The organism is Vibrio sp. 1F253 (assembly GCF_041439295.1).
Lineage (GTDB): Bacteria > Pseudomonadota > Gammaproteobacteria > Enterobacterales > Vibrionaceae > Vibrio > Vibrio tasmaniensis_A.
In genome coordinates, this window is sequence record NZ_JBGONU010000002.1 from 52,858 (window position 1) to 72,815 (window position 19,958).

Below are 19,958 nucleotides of genomic sequence, written 5' to 3' on the forward strand. Positions count from 1 at the left end.
GCCAGCGCGACATTATGTCGTACTGGCTTTTTGTTTAATGTGTCTGAGTTAACTGAACGCTTCAACGAGAAGGTTATTGCGTTCAGTTAGTCATTACATCATTAGTTAAACATTGCGATTGCTTCTGCAGGCGCTACGTATTCTAGGTCAAAGCTCTCCGCAACTTCTTTACAAGTCACTTTACCGTGGATTACGTTTAGACCTTCTAGGAAACCTTCATCAGATAGAAGTGCTTCGCGGTAGCCTTTGTTCGCTAGCTTAACAATGTAAGGAAGTGTTGCATTGTTTAGTGCGTAAGTAGAAGTACGAGCAACGGCACCTGGCATGTTGGCAACACAGTAGTGAACTACGTCATCAACGATGTAAGTTGGATCAGCGTGAGTCGTTGCGTGTGAAGTTTCGAAACAACCACCTTGGTCGATTGCAACATCAACAACCGCTGAACCTGGCTTCATCTTAGCGATGTGATCTTTTGTAACAAGTTTAGGAGCGGCTGCGCCTGGGATCAGTACTGCACCAATCACTAGGTCTGCTTCTAGAACATGCTTCTCAATAGCGTCTTCAGTAGAATAAACCACTTTTGCGCGACCTTGGAATTCTTCATCAAGACGACGAAGCGTATCTACGTTGCGATCAAGAATGGTTACGTCTGCGCGAAGGCCAACAGCCATACGTGCTGCGTTAGCACCAACAACACCGCCGCCAACAACAACAACTTTTGCTGGCTCAACACCAGGAACGCCGCCAAGAAGAAGACCACAACCACCGTTAGATTTCTCTAGTGTTTGTGCACCTGCTTGAATAGACATGCGACCAGCGACTTCAGACATTGGTGCTAATAGTGGCAAGCGACCCATATTATCTGTTACAGTCTCATAGGCTACGCAGACAGCTTTGCTCTTGATCAGCTCTTCAGTTTGTGGAAAATCTGGTGCAAGGTGTAAATAGGTAAATAATATTTGCCCTTCGCGAAGCATAGCTCGCTCGACAGCTTGAGGTTCTTTAACCTTTACAATCATTTCTGCTTTCGCGAAAACGTCAGCAGCAGTAGGAAGAATGGATGCGCCTACAGCGATGTAATCATCGTCTGAAAAACCGATACCATTACCGGCATTGGTTTCTACAAAAACTTGGTGGCCGTGTGAGATTAGTTCTCTCACGCTAGCTGGGGTCATACCAACGCGGTATTCGTGGTTCTTGATTTCCTTAGGTACGCCAATGATCATCCTGACTCCTCATTTTATTTTGGTTGTTTTATCTATGTGTAGGGTAATTCTGTCGAATTAATATCTAGTATAGATATGTTTAAGTAAAATTTGATACTGAATATTAAAAAGTTGTAGTATATTTTTTTGCAAGGAAGTAATAAGGTGGAATAAAAAATGGCAGACAATTATAAGAAGCCGTCCAAGGAACTAGATCGTATTGACCGCAACATTCTTAATGAGTTGCAAAAAGACGGTCGTATCTCAAACGTTGAACTCTCAAAACGAGTAGGGCTTTCTCCAACTCCATGTCTTGAGCGTGTTCGTCGTTTAGAGCGTCAGGGTTACATTACTGGGTACACAGCATTGCTGAACCCACAGTACCTTGATGCTTCACTTTTAGTGTTTGTTGAGATTACGTTGAACCGTGGTGCGCCAGATGTGTTCGAACAATTCAACACCGCTGTGCAGAAACTGGATGACATCCAAGAGTGTCATTTAGTGTCGGGTGATTTTGACTATCTTCTAAAAACACGTGTATCTGATATGGGTGCTTACCGTAAGCTACTGGGTGATACGTTACTTCGTCTACCAGGCGTAAACGACACTCGAACTTACGTTGTAATGGAAGAAGTGAAACAAACCAATCAACTTGTGATTAAAACTCGTTAATCATAATTGGTGAAATGAAAGAAAGCGGACATTTGTTCCGCTTTCTTGCTTTCTGGAATTGGGTTTTTCTGTTTGATATGGTTAAATCAACAGTAGTTTCATTGAAACGAGCGGCTATTGCCGCTCGAGATGTTTTTATCCCGTTTAATTATTAAGTTGGTTTATGTTCAAGCAGAGCAGTAATAAAGTAGAAACAATCATTAAAACGAGTGAAGAGCCTCAGTCTCCTCGTTTAAGTGGTTCTCAACGTCTAAAAGAGTGCAGCCTAATTCTAGGTGTTCTCTTCTCTATTCTACTTGCCGTTGCGTTATTAACTTTTAGCCCTGCTGACCCATCATGGTCGCAAACGGCTTGGGGTGGTGATATTCAAAATGCAGGAGGCTACGTAGGTGCATGGTTGGCGGATACGCTTTTCTTTGTGTTTGGTTCTTTAGCTTATCCTTTACCTATCTTGGTGACGGTTGCTGCGTGGGTATTATTCCGTAAACGTAATGAAGATGAGCAGATCGATTTCATGCTGTGGGGTACTCGTTTACTTGGACTGACTGTCCTTATTCTTACTAGCTGTGGTTTAGCGGATATCAACTTCGATGATATTTGGTACTTTTCATCTGGCGGTGTAGTCGGTGATGTATTAACAAGTCTTGCGCTTCCAACGCTGAACGTTCTGGGCAGTACGTTGGTTCTTCTTTTCTTATGGGGAGCTGGCTTTACCCTATTAACGGGCATTTCCTGGTTAAGTATTGTTGAATGGTTAGGCGAGTGTGCAATCAAATCCTTTACGTCAGCCGTTAATAAGGCGCGCGGCCAAGATCAAGAGCTGCTTGAACCTCAGTTAACAGAATCGGCAGACCGCGATTTAATCGAAGAACGTCATCAAGAGCCGAGTTACCGTGATGTTCCTGCTTTAGAAGATAACAAAGAATCAAAAGAGCATGATCTACTAGATCCTGCGATGAGCTTCTCAGCGACCAATGAGTCTTCAGGCGAGGCTACAAATGCGCTAGACAGTGCCGCGTCGCCGAAGCGCCATTACAATATTCATATGCCTGTCGAGGCGCCAGCGAAGCAAGACGCTTCAGCTCAAGAAGTGTCTGATATTCAACGTCAACCTGAAGTTGAACCTGAGCCGATCCCTGCTGCACCTGTTTACCAAGCGCCAGAAGAACCATTAGAAGAAGGTATTGAGCGTTCGAAGCAGTTGAATGCAACGATAGAGCAGCTAGAGAATGCTGCAATGTATGAAGATGATCTAGCGGCTCAAGAGCAAGTTGACGCACATGAATCTCAGGTTGCGTATCAACAATACATGCAAAACGAACAAGCAGAAGTTAGTCCAACTCATAGTGATTTTGATAGTGCTGAAACAGCAACGGATAGTTCCTCTGAAGTCGAGGGTGAATTCGATACGGAAGATGTTCAACCTGAATCGTTATACGCTTCGCCAATGGGTGAAACAGAAGAAACAATCGAAGACGATTCTTCTGTGCAAGCATCTCCGTTTGATATGGCGGAAGAGCAAGATGAACAAGCTTCAGTGTTCCAACCGGTATCGATTGAAGATGTTAATACTGAGCAACAAGAGCCTTTAGCTGCCCAACAAGGTAATGCGGAGTTTGAGCAAGCTAACGAACAAACTGAAGAGCTTGCTGTTGATCTTCCATGGGAGGAGGTCTCGGAAGATGAGTCTGCGCACCAAGACCAAGATGTAGCAGCATTCCAAAATCTGGTATCTGAAGCGCAAGCGAATATGGCGGCGACACAAAACCCGTTCTTGGTACAGCAAGATGTGAATTTGCCCAAACCTGCCGAGCCATTGCCAACACTTGAGCTGTTGTTCCACCCTGAAAAGCGTGAAACCTTTATTGACCGCGATGCACTAGAGGCGATTGCTCGTCTTGTAGAATCGAAGCTAGCGGACTACAAGATAAAGGCAGATGTGGTTGATATTTTCCCAGGTCCTGTCATCACTCGATTCGAACTCGATCTGGCTCCTGGCGTCAAAGTAAGCCGTATTTCTGGCCTTTCTATGGACTTAGCGCGTTCACTTTCTGCATTGGCAGTACGTGTCGTAGAGGTAATACCGGGTAAACCTTATGTTGGTTTGGAATTGCCGAATATGAGCCGTCAAACCGTATTCTTCTCCGATGTGGTAGGTAGCCCTCAGTTCCAAGAAGCGACGTCACCAACGACCGTTGTTCTAGGACAAGATATTGCAGGTGAAGCGGTTATTGCTGATTTATCGAAGATGCCACACGTACTGGTTGCAGGTACCACCGGCTCTGGTAAATCGGTGGGTGTGAACGTGATGATCTTGAGTATGCTTTACAAGGCATCGCCTGAAGACGTTCGTTTCATCATGATTGACCCGAAAATGTTGGAATTGTCTATCTATGAAGGTATTCCACATCTATTGTCTGAAGTCGTTACCGACATGAAAGATGCGTCTAACGCCCTTCGTTGGTGTGTTGGCGAAATGGAACGTCGTTATAAACTGATGTCGGCACTTGGTGTTCGTAACATTAAAGGCTACAACGACAAATTGAAGATGGCTGCGGAAGCGGGTCACCCAATTCATGATCCTCTGTGGAAACCGGGCGACAGCATGGACCCTGAAGCACCATTATTGGAAAAACTGCCTTACATCGTAGTTGTCGTTGATGAATTCGCCGATTTAATCATGGTAGTTGGTAAGAAAGTTGAAGAATTGATTGCTCGTTTGGCACAAAAAGCGCGTGCGGCGGGGGTTCACTTGATCTTAGCAACTCAACGCCCGTCAGTGGATGTTATTACGGGTCTTATTAAAGCCAATATCCCGACACGTGTAGCCTTTACCGTATCAACCAAAACAGACTCTCGAACCATTCTTGACCAAGGTGGTGCTGAGTCACTACTTGGTATGGGTGATATGTTGTACTTGCCACCGGGTTCAAGCCACACAACTCGTGTACACGGTGCGTTTGCATCTGATGATGATGTACACGCGGTCGTGAATAACTGGAAAGCACGCGGTAAGCCAAACTATATTGAAGAGATTACGAACGGCGACCAAACCCCAGAAACACTATTGCCGGGTGAGAAGATGGAAGGCGATGAAGAAGTCGATCCTCTATTTGATCAAGTGGTAGAACACGTTGTTCATTCACGCCGAGGTTCAGTTTCTGGTGTGCAACGTCGATTTAAGATCGGCTACAACCGTGCCGCACGAATTGTTGAGCAATTAGAAGCTCAAGGTATTGTCAGTGCTCCAGGACATAACGGTAACCGAGAAGTCTTGGCGCCAGCGCCACCAAAAGATTAGTTCCAATAGGAACTCATAACTATTCAGTCGGTCAAAACCAAAACATGACCGACTTATGTTCTAACAGGATTATTGATGAAAAAAGTATTCGCACTTTTATTTATGAGCTTCTCAGTATTTGCTTCTCCGAAAGAAGAGTTGAGTAGCCGCTTGTCGCTGAATGCAGGTTTTAGCGCTGACTTTAAACAAGTCGTCACCAGCCCTGATGGTGATGTTGTGATGGAAGGCGAGGGTACGGTAGAGATTGCACGCCCTAGCTTGTTTCGTTGGGAAACGACTTTCCCTGATGAAAACCTATTGGTCTCTGATGGTCAAAGCTTGTGGTACTACAGTCCGTTCATTGAACAAGTGAGCATTTACTGGCAAGAACAAGCCACATCGCAAACGCCATTTGTATTGCTGACTCGTAACCAAGAAAGCGATTGGGACAACTACAACGTCGCGCAAACGGGTAACCAATTTACGCTAACGCCAACGGCTGTGGACTCTAATCAGGGCGATTTCCAGATTAACATCACCAAGAAAGGCATTGTTCAGGGCTTTAATGTGATTGAACAAGACGGCCAAAAAGGTGAGTTTACCTTTAACAATGTTGACTTAGGTAAACCTGCTGCTGACCGCTTTACTTTTGTGGCGCCGGAAGGTGTCGAGGTCGACGACCAAAGAAACTGATCCAAACTGGCAGATCGTTTGGTAGTAAGTCGATAGGTATTGATGCCATCAACGAATCAAGAGATTGCAATTGAGTAATTACAGCTTAGATTTTGCGGGGGACGAAGATTTTCGTCCCCTTGCTGCTCGTATGAGACCTGAAACTGTTGAACAGTATATTGGTCAGCAGCATATATTAGGTCCAGGTAAACCCCTTCGCAGAGCGTTGGAGGCGGGCCATATCCACTCCATGATTTTATGGGGGCCTCCGGGCACCGGTAAAACCACGCTGGCAGAAGTGGCAGCTAATTACGCCAATGCAGAAGTCGAGCGCGTGTCAGCAGTGACTTCGGGTGTAAAAGACATTCGTATCGCCATTGAAAAAGCGCGTGAGAACAAGCAAGCAGGGCGTAGAACGATTCTATTTGTGGACGAAGTCCATCGCTTTAATAAAAGTCAGCAAGATGCGTTCTTACCTCATATCGAAGATGGCACGGTTACGTTTATCGGCGCGACCACAGAAAACCCTTCTTTTGAGTTAAACAACGCTTTGTTATCACGTGCGCGTGTCTACAAACTGACTTCGCTTAATACTGAGGATATCTCCCTCGTCATTCGCCAAGCCATTGAAGATAAACAGCGTGGCTTGGGTGATGTGTCGGCTGATTTTGCTGATAACGTATTAGATCGTCTTGCGGAGCTGGTCAACGGTGATGCACGTATGTCGCTCAACTATCTAGAGCTGCTGTATGACATGGCGGAAGACAACGACAAAGGCGAGAAAGCGATAACATTGCAGTTGTTAGCTGAGGTGGCTGGTGAGAAGGTTGCTCGTTTCGATAACAAGGGTGATATTTGGTACGACCTAATCTCCGCCGTTCATAAGTCGATTCGAGGCTCTAATCCCGATGCTGCGTTGTATTGGTCGGCGCGAATGATTGCAGCGGGTTGTGACCCTTTGTATATAGTAAGACGCTTGCTGGCGATTGCTTCTGAAGATATTGGTAATGCTGATCCAAGAGCAATGCAGGTCGCAATGTCGGCTTGGGATTGCTTCACGCGTATTGGCCCAGCAGAAGGGGAGCGTGCGATTGCGCAGGCGGTTGTCTATCTAGCGTGTGCGCCAAAGAGTAACGCTGTTTACACGGCTTGGAAGCAAGCCTTAACGGATGCTCACAACCTTCCTGAATATGAAGTCCCTCATCATTTACGTAATGCACCCACAACTTTGATGAAGGACATGGGCTACGGGCAAGAATACCGTTATGCTCATGATGAACCAGGTGCCTACGCCGCTGGAGAAAAGTATTTGCCGCCTGAAATGGGCGAAACACAATACTATTTCCCAACAAAACGAGGCTTAGAGACCAAAATTGGCGAGAAGCTAGATTATCTGGCGGATTTGGACGCAAAAAGCCCACAAAAACGCTATGAAAAGTAGTCTTTTTTGGATATCGTTACCTAGTCATAAAAATTCAATTAAATCGTTACAAATTGGTCGAAATAGCACCAGTTTTAGGGGTTTAGCAGTGATTCAGTAGCAATCTACTGAATATTCAAATAACTAAAGCATAGGATTAGCAATGCTGGATTCTAAATTACTTCGAGCTGAGCTGGATGAAACAGCGGCAAAATTAGCACGTCGAGGCTTCACCCTTGATGTAGAGACAATTCGTGAACTTGAAGAAAAACGTAAGTCCCTTCAGATGAAAACTGAAGAGCTACAAGCGTTACGTAACTCTCGATCGAAGTCCATTGGTCAAGCGAAAGCAAAAGGCGACCATGAAGAAGCTGAGCGTATCCTTGCAGAAGTAGGCAACTTAGGCGCAGAACTAGACCAAGCTAAAGTAACATTGGCTGAGCTTCAATCTGAGCTAGAAACGATCACAATGTCAATTCCTAACCTACCTGACGCAGAAGTGCCAGATGGTAAAGATGAAGACGACAACGTAGAAGTTTCTCGTTGGGGTCAACCTAAGACTTACGACTTCGAAGTGAAAGATCACGTGGATCTTGGCGAAATGTCTGGCGGTCTTGATTTTGCTAGCGCAGTTAAAATCTCTGGTTCTCGTTTTATCGTGATGAAAGGCAAATTCGCACGTCTACACCGTGCTATTGCTCAGTTCATGCTGGACCTTCACACTGATGAGCACGGCTACACAGAAATGTACGTACCGTACCTAGTGAACCACGATAGCCTATACGGTACTGGTCAACTTCCTAAGTTCGGCGAAGACTTGTTCCACACAAGCCCGCTAACTGAGCAAGTAAGTGATGTACCGCTTAAGACGTTATCGCTTATCCCTACTGCGGAAGTACCGGTAACGAACATGGTTCGTGACACGATTACTGATGAAGCTGAACTGCCACTTAAGATGACAGCTCACACTCCATGTTTCCGTTCTGAAGCGGGTTCTTACGGTCGTGACACTCGTGGTCTTATCCGTATGCACCAATTCGACAAAGTTGAATTAGTACAAATTACTAAGCCAGAAGACTCAATGGCAGCGCTTGAAGAGCTAACAGGTCACGCTGAGAAAGTACTTCAACTTCTAGAGCTTCCTTACCGTAAAGTGATTCTATGTACGGGTGACATGGGCTTCGGTTCTGCGAAAACTTACGACTTAGAAGTCTGGGTTCCAGCACAAGAGACATACCGTGAAATTTCTTCTTGTTCAAACATGTGGGATTTCCAAGCGCGTCGTATGCAAGCTCGTTTCCGTCGTAAAGGCGAGAAGAAACCTGAACTTGTACACACACTTAACGGTTCTGGTCTTGCTGTTGGTCGTACTATGGTTGCTATTCTTGAGAACAACCAAGAAGCAGATGGCCGTATTGCTATCCCAACAGTACTTCAACCATACATGGGCGGCGTAACGCACATCGGCTAATGCCAATTTTGGTTAATCAAATTTAGATTAATCTGACTTGTTAGAATATTTAAAAGGCTTTGCTGTAATGGCAAAGCCTTTTTTGTATGCGGACGTTGTTTAAATAGAAGCTACATATATGAGAAGGCAGCCTCGGAAGTATTGTTTGCTTGTTTCCAGGCCAAGTCTGCTTGCTTACATGCCAGAAGCGCCTTTCGGTAATAGTTTTGATAGTTGTTTTGTGTCAGCTCATCAATCGTATAAAGCTGTGTGATCACTTCGTCACATTGCTTGATGATGGTTAGCACTTGTTTTGCACCCATTGAATCAGGCCAAATAACAGAGAGCAATTTTATCGTATTCATACATACGTTCTTGATCATCGGACATCGTTTATGAATATCTAAGTAAGCCACAAGCACCTGTTTGTAGTCTGACTTTGCTAGTTTGATGCCGATATTCTTCTCTTTGAGCCAGTTCATTTTTGCGGTGTTGCGATGTTTCATCTCAGTGCACATCGTTATCTGACTTGAAACCACTGTCTCGCTCGCTGTTTTCACTATCAACATGCTGCAACGGTTTTCCGCAATTTTAAACTCGTTTTCACAGCTCATCCTATCCAATAACCATGCATGGTGATAAATCACAGGGAAGGCATCAAAGTCATTCTTATCGTGCAATGCGGTTAGTATAGTGACTGCTTTTTGATATTGGTTAGCTTCCATCGCGATGTGAGCTGCGATAAGTGCTAAGTCAGTTTGAAGCCGTGATCTTGCCTCGGTAGGGATCTTCGAAATTAAGTAATTGACGTGACCCAAATTCGCTTGCTTATCGATGCCATCTGAGGCGCAATAGAGCAAGAATCGTATATGACTTAGCTTCATATATAGGTTGTCTCGAAAGGTGTCCTTATTGATTTGCACATGGTTTTGGTAGTGAAATAGCGCTGTTTTAGTATCATTAACCGATAAGCATAGATTTGCGATTGCAAGCTCTCTCTCAGAGTTACCTGGTGTTAGTTTACTCGCTAACTTGAAGTGAGCAATGGCTGCCGGAACCTTATTGCTGATCAGGTTTACTTGAGCTGCTTGGTCTCGATACAAAGTGCAGGTTGGCGCAGAATTGATCAAACTTTCAATCATCGACTGTGCTTCGCTAAGCTGCCCCAAATTCGCAAGGCTGTTTGCTAATCCTGCTTGAGCCCAATCAAAACTGCCTTCATCTATCGCTTTCTGATAGACATTCTTGGCTTCCTCGTAGAGCTCTAGTTTTGATAGAAAGCTCCCTCGAAATTGCTGGATTGTTGCGAAGTATTCGGGATGAAACGCGGCAAGCCCTTCGCAATGCTCTAGGCCCGCTTCATAGTTATTTTCTCTCTCAGCCTTATAAATGTCTTGTAAAATCAGCTTCTTCCTTAAGGAACTGGTGATGCGCTGTTTTAGAGTTTCGCGGTTAAACGGTTTTAACAAATAGTTGTCAGGTCGTAGTTCAAGGATAGGGCGTATCGATAGAGCTGAATTTTCACCTGTAACAAGAATAAATATTCCGTCATCTTTTAATCTGTTGGCTTGCTTCAATTCTTCAAATAGCTGTTTGCCGTTGATCGTGTTACCAAAGTTGTAATCACAAATGATGACATCAAAAGTTGTGTCATTCGTGATGGTCATTGCAACACGAGGTGATTTCGCAATGGCAATCAAACGTTCTGAAAAACCAATATGAACCAGCATGTTACGAATAGTTGATAACACTATCGTTGAGTCATCAATGATAAGTGCATTTAGTTGGGTTAATTTCATGCTTACTTTAAATTATTTACTGACGTGAATTACGTAGCTATTGCGGATTGTCTTGATGTCTTGCACGACCGACAAAACAAGAAGCGTTAGGTTTCTACGAAGTTGATATAAGCCTTCGCTAGAATTGGATTCTTTTTTTGCGAATATTTTTATCTAATAGGAGTTAAAAATATTGGCTAATTTGATTCTGAGATGAACTCGAATAAGGAAGGTCATTCATTATATTCAGTACCAAAATGGCGCGTATTTTATGACGGCTTTTTACCCGATAGGTAACACTCTTTTGCTAATTGTTTTTATGGAGAGGATTAAATTTATTTGTGGGGTTTTTCGAGTTCAAATCAAAGATAAAACAATGGCTTGGGGTGTGTTTGTTGGCTGGTTTTTCACGTGAAGGATAAGCCGCCGTTAGTATTTTATGGGCGGCTTATAGGTTTTCTAAATGATGTTTGTTAAATCAACTTGGTTTGAAGCAAGCAGATTGTTGGAGGGCTTTATCAATAGATGAAACAAGTTGTTCGATGTGCTCAGCCTTGCTAATGAAAGGAGGCATCATATAAATCAACTTACCAAACGGACGTATCCAAACGCCTTGTTCAACAAAGTGAGCTTGGATGGTTTCCATATCGACAGGTGTGTGGGTTTCAACGACGCCAATAGCGCCCAACCAGCGAACATCTTTGACAAGAGCATGCTTGAGTAGAGGCGGTAGTAACTCAGAAAAGAGTTGTTCAATCTGATGAGTCTGATTTTGCCAATGACCTTGCTCTATGATGGACAAACTTGCCGCACCTACAGCACAAGCTAAAGGGTTGCCCATGAAGGTTGGCCCGTGCATAAAGCACCCGGCTTCACCGCCACATACCGTGTCGGCGACTTCTTTACTCGCAAGTGTCGCTGACAGCGTCATGTAGCCACCAGTTAAAGCCTTCCCTACGCATAGGATATCAGGTTGAACATCGGCATGTTCGCAAGCAAACAATTTCCCTGTACGGCCAAAGCCGGTCGCAATCTCATCCAAGATCAACAATACGTTGAATTCATCACACAGCAAGCGAACCTGTCTCAGGAATTCAGGATGGTAGATGCGCATGCCGCCAGCACCTTGAACGATAGGCTCTAAGATCACGGCAGCAACTTCTTGATGGTGATTTGCCAGCTTTTCTCGAAAGCTGTTGATGTCGTTTTCGTCCCATTGATCCCAAAAGCCGCTTTTTGGCGAATCAGCGAAAATGTGCTCAGGCAAAAAGCCTTTGTAGAGACTATGCATTGAGTTATCAGGATCGGTCACTGACATTGCCGCAAAGGTATCACCGTGGTAACCATCTCTCAACGTGAGGAATTTTGAACGAGGTTGCCCTTTAGCGTGCCAGTATTGGAGAGCCATCTTGAGACTAACCTCTACGGCTACTGAACCTGAATCAGCCAAGAATACGTGCTCGAGATTATTTGGTGCTAGGTTCAAAAGTTTCTTACATAAATCGATAGCAGGCTGGTGGGTGATACCTCCAAACATAACATGCGAAACCTTATCGATTTGGCTGTGAGCTGCAGCATTGAGCTCTGGATGATTGTAGCCGTGGATGGTTGACCACCAAGAGGACATACCATCAATAATTCGTTTTCCGCCCTCTAATTCTAGGTAAACGCCGTCTGCGTTAGTGACTGGGTAGCAGGTCAGAGGTGTCAACGTTGATGTATAAGGATGCCAGATATGCTGGCGGTCAAAGGCGAGATCCATAGTAACTTCCATTCTTGGTGTGGCTAATAAATAACCAGATGTAAACTTTTGATATTATCAATGTGTTGACAGTCTAAAGCTTGTCGGTAGACTATCCAAGCATAAATACAATCTCTATTGATAGAGATGTAACATCAAATAATAAAAAAGGATCTACACGTGGAAGTTCGTCATGACTGGACAGTTGCTGAAGTAAGAGCACTGCTTGAAAAACCGTTTATGGATTTAATGTTTGAAGCTCAAGTGGTTCATAGACAGTACCAAGAGCACAACCACGTGCAGGTGAGTACACTGTTATCGATTAAGACAGGTGCTTGTCCTGAAGATTGTAAGTACTGCCCTCAGAGTGCTCACTACCGAACGGATGTCGACAAAGAACGCTTAATGGAAGTCGAGCGTGTTTTGGATGCGGCGCAAAAAGCTAAGAACGCGGGCTCGACTCGCTTCTGTATGGGCGCGGCATGGAAAAACCCGAAAGAACGCGATATGCCTCACCTAACTGATATGATCAAAGGTGTGAAAGGCATGGGCCTAGAAACATGTATGACACTAGGCATGTTAACGCCTGATCAAGCAGGTGAGCTAGCGGACGCAGGTTTGGATTACTACAACCATAACCTTGATACGTCTCCGGAGTTCTACGGAAGCATTATCACCACTCGTACTTACCAAGACCGTTTAGATACGCTATCTCATGTGCGTGATGCCGGTATGAAGATCTGTTCTGGTGGTATTATTGGCATGGGCGAAAGTACTAATGACCGTGCAGGCCTGCTTGTAGAGCTTGCGAACCTTCCTGTTCACCCAGAAAGTGTACCAATCAACATGCTCGTAAAAGTCAAAGGCACACCGATGGAAAACGTCGATGATGTTGAGTCTTTCGACTTCGTCAAACTGATTGCGATTGCTCGCATCATGATGCCTATGTCTGCGGTTCGTTTATCAGCAGGCCGTGAGAACATGAACGAACAGATGCAAGCGATGTGTTTCATGGCGGGTGCGAATTCTATCTTCTACGGCTGTAAGCTACTGACTACGCCAAACCCAGATGAAGACACGGACATGCAGCTGTTTAAGAAGTTAGGTATCAACAGCCAACAGGTGGCTCAGAAGCCTGACGAAATTCAAGAAAATGAACTGTTAGATCAAGTGGTGGAGCGGGTTGCTGCTCGTCCAACGAAAGATGACATGTTCTACGATGCCACTGTTTAAATCTCGCATCAAAAGTGCCCTTGTTCATCGCCGTGAGCAGGGGTTAACTCGTCAACTTAAGGTACTCGAAAACAGTAATGGCCCTTTGCTTAATAGTGAAGGTTCTCGCTTTATTAATTTTTCGAGTAATGATTACTTAGGCTTGGCAAACGATTCTGAATTGGTTGATGCGTGGCAAGTGGGGCTTTCCCAGTATGGTGCTGGTAGTGCGGCATCGCCATTGGTCACGGGTTTTAGTCCTGCTCATCGAAATTTAGAGACTCAGCTGTGTGAATGGCTTGGCTTTGAACGCGCCATTCTCTTTAACTCTGGTTTCAGTGCTAACCAAGCTTTGTTGTTTTCTCTGCTCGAAAAAGACGACTTTCTGTTGCAAGACAAACTTAACCACGCCTCTTTGATGGAAGCGGGGATGCTTTCACCTGCAACCATGAAACGCTTTAAGCACAACGACACGCAACATTTAGAGTCGCTATTGAGTCGCACTCCACAATCCTTGGTCGTGACTGAGGGTGTGTTCAGCATGGATGGTGATCAAGCACCTCTCAGCCAGATATCTAGCCTGACTAATCAATACGACAGTTGGTTGGCGATTGATGATGCCCACGGTATTGGCGTATTAGGTGATAATGGGGCAGGGAGCTGCAACGCCGCACAAATCTCACCTGATATCTTGGTGGTGACCTTTGGTAAAGCATTTGGCCTTTCTGGTGCTGCGATTCTTTGTTCGTCAGAAGTGGGTGATTATTTAACTCAGTTTGCTCGTCATCATGTTTACTCTACGGCAATGCCACCCTCACAAGCGGTGGCTTTGTCTCATGCCTGTAAGATGATTCAGACGCAAGAGTGGCGTCGAGAGAAGTTAACTGAGTTAGGGGCGCTCTATGCGGAGCAAATGAGTGGTGTGAATGGTTTTATTGATACTCAGACCCCGATTAAGCCATTTGTGATTGGTGAAGCCCAAGCCGCGCTTTCTATTGCAGAAGAGTTGAAGCATAAACAAGTTTGGGTAACGGCGATCAGGCCACCAACTGTAGCTACTGGGACAGCTCGTCTGCGTATTACCTTAACCGCCAGCCACAGTCAGAAGCAGGTTCTTCAGTTAACCAACTCGTTGTTTAAAGCAATAGAGTTAAATAATGGGGCTCAGTAAATGTCACAAGAAGCAGTAGTGGATAATTACGTAGGCCAAGATAAGAGTGCGATTGCTGAAGCCTTCGGCAAAGCAGCAGCAACCTATGACAAACACGCTGAATTTCAGCGCGATGTAGGCCACCGACTATTGGATAAGCTACCGAGTGACCTCTCTGGGTTAAAGGTGCTCGATCTAGGTTGTGGTACTGGCTATTTCTCACAGCAATTGGTGGAACGAGGCGCTGAAGTGGTATGCGCAGACCTTTCTATTGGAATGCTGCAAAAAGCCGAACAGCGCTGTGGCGCAATGATCTCTTTATATCGACAAGCTGATGCCGAGCTATTGCCATTCGAAGATGGGGCTTTTGATATTGTTTTCTCTAGCCTTGCGTTGCAATGGTGTGACGATTTATCGTCGCCTTTGAGGGAGATGAAGCGTGTCACCTCGCTTGGGGGACGCGTTATTTTCTCAACTTTGCTTGATGGATCACTGTTTGAACTGAAAAAGTCGTGGTCCAAAATTGACGCACATCAACACGTTAACCATTTTATTACAATCAATCAGGTAAAAATTGCGTTAGCGCAATCTAGCTGTACGGCTCATCAACTAGACTTGCCCACCATCACCGTTTGGTACGACACTGCGTTTGAACTGATGCGCGACCTTAAAGGTATCGGCGCTAATCACGTAAGTGGTCGCTCACAAGGTTTAACAAGTCGCCGCATGTTGCAGCTTGTTGAACGGGAATATCGAGAGTTTAAAAACCATCAAGGTTTCTTGCCAGCAACATATCAAGTTTGTTTAGGGGTTATTCAATTATGATTGATGCATTATTCATTGCAGGTACGGATACCGAAGTGGGAAAAACTGTGGTTTCAAAAGCGATTCTTCAAGCTTTGGCCGCACAAGATTTATCAACAATTGGTTATAAGCCAGTTGCAGCAGGGTGTGAACAATACCCTGAAGGGTTACGTAACAGTGATGCATTGCACCTTCAAGAAGCTGCGACGCAAGATATCGCCTACGAAGACGTTAATCCGTATGCGCTGTTGCTACCATCATCACCACACATTGCAGCAAAGCATGATGGTGTGGTGATTGATGAAACCGTATTATCAGCTAAGTTGGCAGAGCATAAGCAAAACTCTGACATCGTGTTAGTTGAAGGTGCTGGTGGTTGGCGTGTACCGGTTTCTGATGAAGAATATTTGTCTAGCTGGGTCAAAAAAGAGCAGCTGCCAGTGGTATTGACGGTCGGCATTAAGCTTGGCTGTTTGAGTCATGCACTGCTAACTGCAGAAGTGATTCGTGCTGATGGACTGAACCTAGTAGGTTGGGTTGCAAACCGCATTAACCCAGGTACTGAACATTACGCCGAAATTATAGCGATGCTTGAAGATAAGCTAGGTGCACCGAAGTTAGGTGAAATTCCGTATGTGCCAAGAGCAAAGTCTAAGAACATTGGTAAGTACATTGATGTGCAGCCTTTGCTTGCGCTTTAATTCTCACCTTGTGTACTAAATAAGAAAAGGGCTGCGATTGCAGCCCTTTTGCTATGTTAAGCCTTTTGGCCATAAGTTTATAAACAACTGGCCTTTGAACAAGTCGCTATGGGTTAGTGTTCTTTTGTAAGTCCCATTAGTGCTTGTTGTGTCTCTGTGATTTTTGTCTGTGCCGCTTGCGGTGTTAGGATCCCAATCTGCTTTTTTGCTTCTTCTTCAGTAATCCCTAGGTGACAGCACAGTAAATCGATAGCCATTTGAGTGTTAGTACCTTCAACCATGATTCTTCCCTTTTTGTACATGGACTAGCCAATAAATCATCTGAAGCCACTGTAAACGGATTGTTATACCGACACCATACGACTTAGGTCTAATAGACTGGAGGTGATTCGAATATGGTCTCGTAATCAAATGTTGCAATTTAATGCTTAACCTTGTTTTCTTAATCTAAGACTATATGTATAACTAAGTATAAGTCTTCAAGGTTGGAATAAATTGCTGTCTGCCTTGTCTATAATAATAAGTTTTATAAAAACAGCTTTCATGCGGAGATAAGTAATGAAGCGAGTAATGTTGTTCCTTGCAACCAACCTAGCGGTTGTATTGGTACTAAGTGTTGTTCTTAACATTGTATACGCAGTTACAGGTATGCAACCTGGTAGCCTATCAGGCTTATTGGTGATGGCTGCAGTGTTTGGTTTTGGTGGCTCATTCATTTCATTGATGATGTCAAAGAAAATGGCGCTACGATCGGTAGGCGGTATGGTCATTGAAAGTCCACGTAACGAAACCGAACATTGGTTGATGGAGACAGTAAGCCGTCAGTCTCAACAAGTTGGTATTGGTATGCCAACGGTGGCGATTTACGATTCGCCAGACATCAACGCGTTTGCGACGGGCGCTAAGCGTAATGATTCATTAGTAGCAGTCTCTACGGGTCTGCTACACAACATGACGCGTGATGAAGCTGAAGCAGTGTTAGCGCATGAAGTGAGTCACATCGCGAACGGTGATATGGTGACCATGACGCTAATGCAGGGCGTGGTGAACACGTTCGTTATCTTCCTATCTCGTTTCATCGCCAACATTGTTGCGTCGAATGACAACGAAGAAGAGGGTGGCAGCAACATGATGGTGTACTTTGGTGTGTCTATGGTGCTGGAATTAGTATTTGGTTTCTTAGCAAGCTTCATTACGATGTGGTACAGCCGTCATCGTGAATTCCATGCCGATGCAGGTGCTGCGCACTTAGTAGGTAAAGAGAAGATGATAGCAGCGCTAGAGCGTCTTAAGGTGAGCCATGAGCCACAACTAGAAGGTTCTATGATGGCATTTGGTATCAACGGCAAAAAATCGCTTACTGAGCTTCTGATGAGCCACCCACCACTAGACAAGCGTATTGCGTCTCTACGTAACATGTAATCGCTACGTAATTCTCAGTCGCTAGTCGACAAGAGACCTTTTAAAGGCTTCCTTCGGGAGGCCTTTTTTGATCTTGGTGTTCAAGACAGTAAGTATCCGAGGGATATGTGTCTGGTGATAGAGGGTTACTGGTGATGAAGCGTTGCGATATTTATTGGTTGATATCGCACAGACTGACATGTGTAGGGCAATAAGTAGGGAGTGCTTTGTGTCTTTTGTTGATGGCTCTTGTGCTGAATACACTTTGTTCTACGCAACAAAAAGGCTTCCACATGGGAAGCCTTAGTCTATTCTGTGATTCGAAATTCGAATCTTACAGCTTGTCAGTTAGCTCGATTGCTTGACCGATGTAGTTCGCTGGTGTCATCTCTTTCAGACGAACTTTCTCGTCTGCAGGGATTTCAAGGCCGTCGATGAATGCACGCATGCCTTCGCCATCTACACGTTTACCACGAGTTAGCTCTTTTAGCTTCTCGTATGGCTTCTCGATGCCGTAACGGCGCATTACTGTTTGTACTGGTTCTGCTAGTACTTCCCAGTTCTTGTCTAGTTCAGCAAGTAGCGCTTCACGGTTAACTTCTAGCTTGCTAATACCTTTCAGAGTTGAAGTGTATGCAATGATAGCGTAGCCAACACCAACACCTAGGTTACGAAGAACCGTAGAGTCAGTAAGGTCACGCTGCCAGCGAGAAACTGGAAGCTTTTGTGCAAGGTGGCTGAATACTGCGTTTGCTAGACCAAGGTTGCCTTCAGAGTTTTCGAAGTCAATTGGGTTAACTTTATGCGGCATTGTAGAAGAACCGATTTCGCCAGCAATAGTCTTCTGCTTGAAGTGACCAAGAGCGATGTAGCCCCAAACGTCACGGTCGAAGTCTAGAAGGATAGTGTTGAAACGTGCAACTGCATCAAAAAGCTCAGCGATGTAATCGTGAGGTTCGATTTGAGTTGTGTACGGGTTCCAAGTTACGCCAAGAGATTCAGTGATGAACTCTTCGCTGAACTGGTGCCATTCAACTTCTGGGTATGCAGAAAGGTGTGCGTTGTAGTTACCTACAGCACCGTTGATTTTCGCTAGGATCTCAACGTTTTCGATTTGCTTGTATTGACGTTCCATACGGTACGCAACGTTAGCCATCTCTTTACCCATAGTAGAAGGAGAAGCAGGCTGACCGTGCGTACGAGACAGTAATGGAATGTCACGGTACTCGTTCGCAAGCGCTTTGATAGCATCAATTACGTTACGGATTTCTGGAAGAATCACTGTGTCACGAGCTTCTTTAAGCATAAGCGCGTGAGATGTGTTGTTGATGTCTTCAGAAGTACATGCAAAGTGAATAAATTCGTTTACAGCGTGAAGTTCAGGAACGCCAGCAACTTTCTCTTTCAAGAAGTACTCAACCGCTTTAACGTCGTGGTTAGTCGTGCGCTCGATCTCTTTGATACGTAGAGCATCTTCTTCACTGAAGTTAGCAGCTAGTTCATCAAGAAACTGGTTAGCTTCTGCACTGAACGCTGGTACTTCTTTGATTGCATCTGTAACTGCAAGCTTTTGTAACCAACGAACTTCAACGATAGAGCGGTACTTTAGTAGGCCAAACTCACTAAAGATGCTGCGTAATGCAACAGTCTTGCTTCCGTAACGGCCGTCTACTGGTGAAACAGCAGTCAATGCTGACAGTTCCATGGTGTTCTCCTGAATTGAATTTTCTAAATTTTGAGAGGTTTATACCAGTAACAATCTCAATTGTCACGCATATTGCGCAATCGTTTGCGTGAGAGTTGTGTTGGTACAAAAAACAAGCTCGCGACGAGGCGCGAGCTAATAAATCACATGCGAGCTAGCAGGATTTGAGCCTGCTCGATCATCTTCTTGCGACCGAAGATAAGGTGGCGACGTTTACCGCCAACTTGACGCCATAACACAGCGCTTCGAATTCCTGATAACAGCAGGGCACGAACCTTATGCTGGCTCGACGTCTGTTGAAGTACAGCTGGCGTACCAGAAACCTGAATACGCGGGCCGATAGGGCTCACAACATCAAGGTAGATACTGGCTAGGTTGCTGATCATTTGCTCGTCAAACAGATCAAAGTGTTCAGTTTGACGTTCTGCAGTTTGAATACGATCGCCAAGCTGAGACATAGAGTCGTTACGAGAAGATAGCTTACGCTCAAGTGCCATCAAGCTGATGATGTAGCGAGTAATATCGCTACCAGCGGGAGTACTATCGATACCTTTTACTAAGCACTCAAGGCCAAGCTTTAGGTTCGCTTCACGTCCAAAGACACCCACGGTGTTCGCTGGATTGGTATTTAAAATGGCACTGAGTGAAGCTTCGAAGGCATCTTTATCACAATGGCCGTCTTTCGCTACTTGTTGAACCAAAGCCACAGCTTGGCAAATTCCAGCGAAAGCAATAGTACGGTCATAAAGTGTATTAGCCACGTAGTA

Annotated in this window: 16 protein-coding genes; 10 read left to right on the forward strand and 6 right to left on the reverse strand. The window is 44.9% G+C overall.

All coding sequences use genetic code 11. The features are described 5' to 3' along the window. Window positions 1–101: 101 nt before the first annotated feature. Window positions 102–1,226: an alanine dehydrogenase gene (gene ald / locus ACED28_RS01470; protein ID WP_012604392.1), complete on the reverse strand. Its 1,125-nt coding sequence runs from the start codon at window positions 1,224–1,226 to the stop codon at window positions 102–104. A gap of 156 nt (window positions 1,227–1,382) precedes the next feature. Between ald and lrp the strand changes: the two genes are divergently transcribed. The 5 genes from lrp (at window position 1,383) to serS (ending at window position 8,720) form a co-directional block, all read left to right on the forward strand. Then, window positions 1,383–1,877 carry a leucine-responsive transcriptional regulator Lrp gene (lrp, locus tag ACED28_RS01475; protein ID WP_004734558.1) on the forward strand — a complete coding sequence of 165 codons (495 nt, stop codon included), beginning with the start codon at window positions 1,383–1,385 and terminating at the stop codon, window positions 1,875–1,877. A 163-nt stretch (window positions 1,878–2,040) separates the two neighbouring features. Beyond that, window positions 2,041–5,178, forward strand: coding sequence for a DNA translocase FtsK (locus tag ACED28_RS01480; protein ID WP_012604391.1), 3,138 nt, complete (start codon window positions 2,041–2,043; stop codon window positions 5,176–5,178). 75 nt (window positions 5,179–5,253) lie between these two features. Continuing rightward, on the forward strand, window positions 5,254–5,850 hold the full coding sequence (gene lolA, locus ACED28_RS01485; RefSeq protein ID WP_371709126.1) for an outer membrane lipoprotein chaperone LolA: 597 nt from the start codon (window positions 5,254–5,256) through the stop codon (window positions 5,848–5,850). Window positions 5,851–5,914: 64 nt separating this feature from the next. Continuing rightward, window positions 5,915–7,270 (forward strand): replication-associated recombination protein A, encoded by a 1,356-nt coding sequence (locus ACED28_RS01490; protein ID WP_017098146.1) that lies wholly within the window; start codon window positions 5,915–5,917, stop codon window positions 7,268–7,270. A gap of 142 nt (window positions 7,271–7,412) precedes the next feature. Further along, on the forward strand, window positions 7,413–8,720 hold the full coding sequence (gene serS, locus ACED28_RS01495) for a serine--tRNA ligase (protein ID WP_004734554.1): 1,308 nt from the start codon (window positions 7,413–7,415) through the stop codon (window positions 8,718–8,720). Window positions 8,721–8,830: 110 nt separating this feature from the next. On the opposite strand, the gene ACED28_RS01500 is transcribed toward serS, so the two are convergent. Together ACED28_RS01500 and bioA are read right to left on the reverse strand one after the other, a co-directional pair. Further along, entirely contained in the window at window positions 8,831–10,498 is a 1,668-nt protein-coding gene (locus ACED28_RS01500) for a response regulator (RefSeq protein ID WP_371709127.1), read from the reverse strand. A 457-nt stretch (window positions 10,499–10,955) separates the two neighbouring features. Further along, window positions 10,956–12,239 carry an adenosylmethionine--8-amino-7-oxononanoate transaminase gene (gene bioA / locus ACED28_RS01505; protein WP_371709128.1) on the reverse strand — a complete coding sequence of 428 codons (1,284 nt, stop codon included), beginning with the start codon at window positions 12,237–12,239 and terminating at the stop codon, window positions 10,956–10,958. Window positions 12,240–12,398: 159 nt separating this feature from the next. On the opposite strand from bioA, the gene bioB reads away from it, so the two are divergent. From bioB to bioD, 4 genes are read left to right on the forward strand one after another with little or no spacing between them, the layout of a single operon-like run. Then, window positions 12,399–13,451 carry a biotin synthase BioB gene (gene bioB / locus ACED28_RS01510; RefSeq protein WP_009848820.1) on the forward strand — a complete coding sequence of 351 codons (1,053 nt, stop codon included), beginning with the start codon at window positions 12,399–12,401 and terminating at the stop codon, window positions 13,449–13,451. After that, window positions 13,438–14,601: an 8-amino-7-oxononanoate synthase gene (gene bioF / locus ACED28_RS01515; RefSeq protein ID WP_371709129.1), complete on the forward strand. Its 1,164-nt coding sequence runs from the start codon at window positions 13,438–13,440 to the stop codon at window positions 14,599–14,601. Before bioB ends, bioF begins: the two co-directional genes overlap by 14 nt. Beyond that, a complete protein-coding gene (bioC, locus tag ACED28_RS01520; protein WP_371709130.1) occupies window positions 14,602–15,405 on the forward strand; it encodes a malonyl-ACP O-methyltransferase BioC in 804 nt (267 codons plus the stop codon). Further along, complete coding sequence (gene bioD, locus ACED28_RS01525; protein ID WP_371709131.1) at window positions 15,402–16,085, forward strand: dethiobiotin synthase; 684 nt, start codon at window positions 15,402–15,404, stop codon at window positions 16,083–16,085. The genes bioC and bioD overlap by 4 nt, the downstream gene beginning before the upstream one ends. 113 nt (window positions 16,086–16,198) lie before the next feature. Here bioD and ACED28_RS01530 read toward each other — a convergent pair whose 3' ends face one another. Then, window positions 16,199–16,366 (reverse strand): hypothetical protein, encoded by a 168-nt coding sequence (locus ACED28_RS01530; RefSeq protein WP_009848816.1) that lies wholly within the window; start codon window positions 16,364–16,366, stop codon window positions 16,199–16,201. Window positions 16,367–16,643: 277 nt separating this feature from the next. On the opposite strand from ACED28_RS01530, the gene htpX reads away from it, so the two are divergent. Continuing rightward, entirely contained in the window at window positions 16,644–17,507 is an 864-nt protein-coding gene (htpX, locus tag ACED28_RS01535) for a protease HtpX (RefSeq protein WP_017098153.1), read from the forward strand. Window positions 17,508–17,820: 313 nt separating this feature from the next. Here the strand turns inward: htpX and purB are convergent, their stop codons facing one another. Together purB and hflD are read right to left on the reverse strand one after the other, a co-directional pair. Then, on the reverse strand, window positions 17,821–19,191 hold the full coding sequence (gene purB, locus ACED28_RS01540) for an adenylosuccinate lyase (RefSeq protein WP_371707367.1): 1,371 nt from the start codon (window positions 19,189–19,191) through the stop codon (window positions 17,821–17,823). 143 nt (window positions 19,192–19,334) lie between these two features. Then, window positions 19,335–19,952, reverse strand: a complete 618-nt coding sequence (gene hflD, locus ACED28_RS01545) for a high frequency lysogenization protein HflD (RefSeq protein ID WP_009848813.1) — start codon at window positions 19,950–19,952, stop codon at window positions 19,335–19,337. Window positions 19,953–19,958 lie beyond the last annotated feature (6 nt).

What these genes read in the sequence shown, in the direction of transcription:
- htpX (WP_017098153.1), top strand. Translation starts at nt 16,644, where the DNA reads ATGAAGCGAGTAATGTTGTTCCTTGCAACCAACCTAGCGGTTGTATTG.
- bioD (WP_371709131.1), top strand. Translation starts at nt 15,402, where the DNA reads ATGATTGATGCATTATTCATTGCAGGTACGGATACCGAAGTGGGAAAA.
- serS (WP_004734554.1), top strand. Translation starts at nt 7,413, where the DNA reads ATGCTGGATTCTAAATTACTTCGAGCTGAGCTGGATGAAACAGCGGCA.
- bioA (WP_371709128.1), bottom strand. Translation starts at nt 12,239, where the DNA reads ATGGATCTCGCCTTTGACCGCCAGCATATCTGGCATCCTTATACATCA.
- purB (WP_371707367.1), bottom strand. Translation starts at nt 19,191, where the DNA reads ATGGAACTGTCAGCATTGACTGCTGTTTCACCAGTAGACGGCCGTTAC.
- bioC (WP_371709130.1), top strand. Translation starts at nt 14,602, where the DNA reads ATGTCACAAGAAGCAGTAGTGGATAATTACGTAGGCCAAGATAAGAGT.
- ACED28_RS01530 (WP_009848816.1), bottom strand. Translation starts at nt 16,366, where the DNA reads ATGGTTGAAGGTACTAACACTCAAATGGCTATCGATTTACTGTGCTGT.
- ACED28_RS01500 (WP_371709127.1), bottom strand. Translation starts at nt 10,498, where the DNA reads ATGAAATTAACCCAACTAAATGCACTTATCATTGATGACTCAACGATA.
- bioF (WP_371709129.1), top strand. Translation starts at nt 13,438, where the DNA reads ATGCCACTGTTTAAATCTCGCATCAAAAGTGCCCTTGTTCATCGCCGT.
- lolA (WP_371709126.1), top strand. Translation starts at nt 5,254, where the DNA reads ATGAAAAAAGTATTCGCACTTTTATTTATGAGCTTCTCAGTATTTGCT.
- ald (WP_012604392.1), bottom strand. Translation starts at nt 1,226, where the DNA reads ATGATCATTGGCGTACCTAAGGAAATCAAGAACCACGAATACCGCGTT.
- lrp (WP_004734558.1), top strand. Translation starts at nt 1,383, where the DNA reads ATGGCAGACAATTATAAGAAGCCGTCCAAGGAACTAGATCGTATTGAC.
- ACED28_RS01480 (WP_012604391.1), top strand. Translation starts at nt 2,041, where the DNA reads ATGTTCAAGCAGAGCAGTAATAAAGTAGAAACAATCATTAAAACGAGT.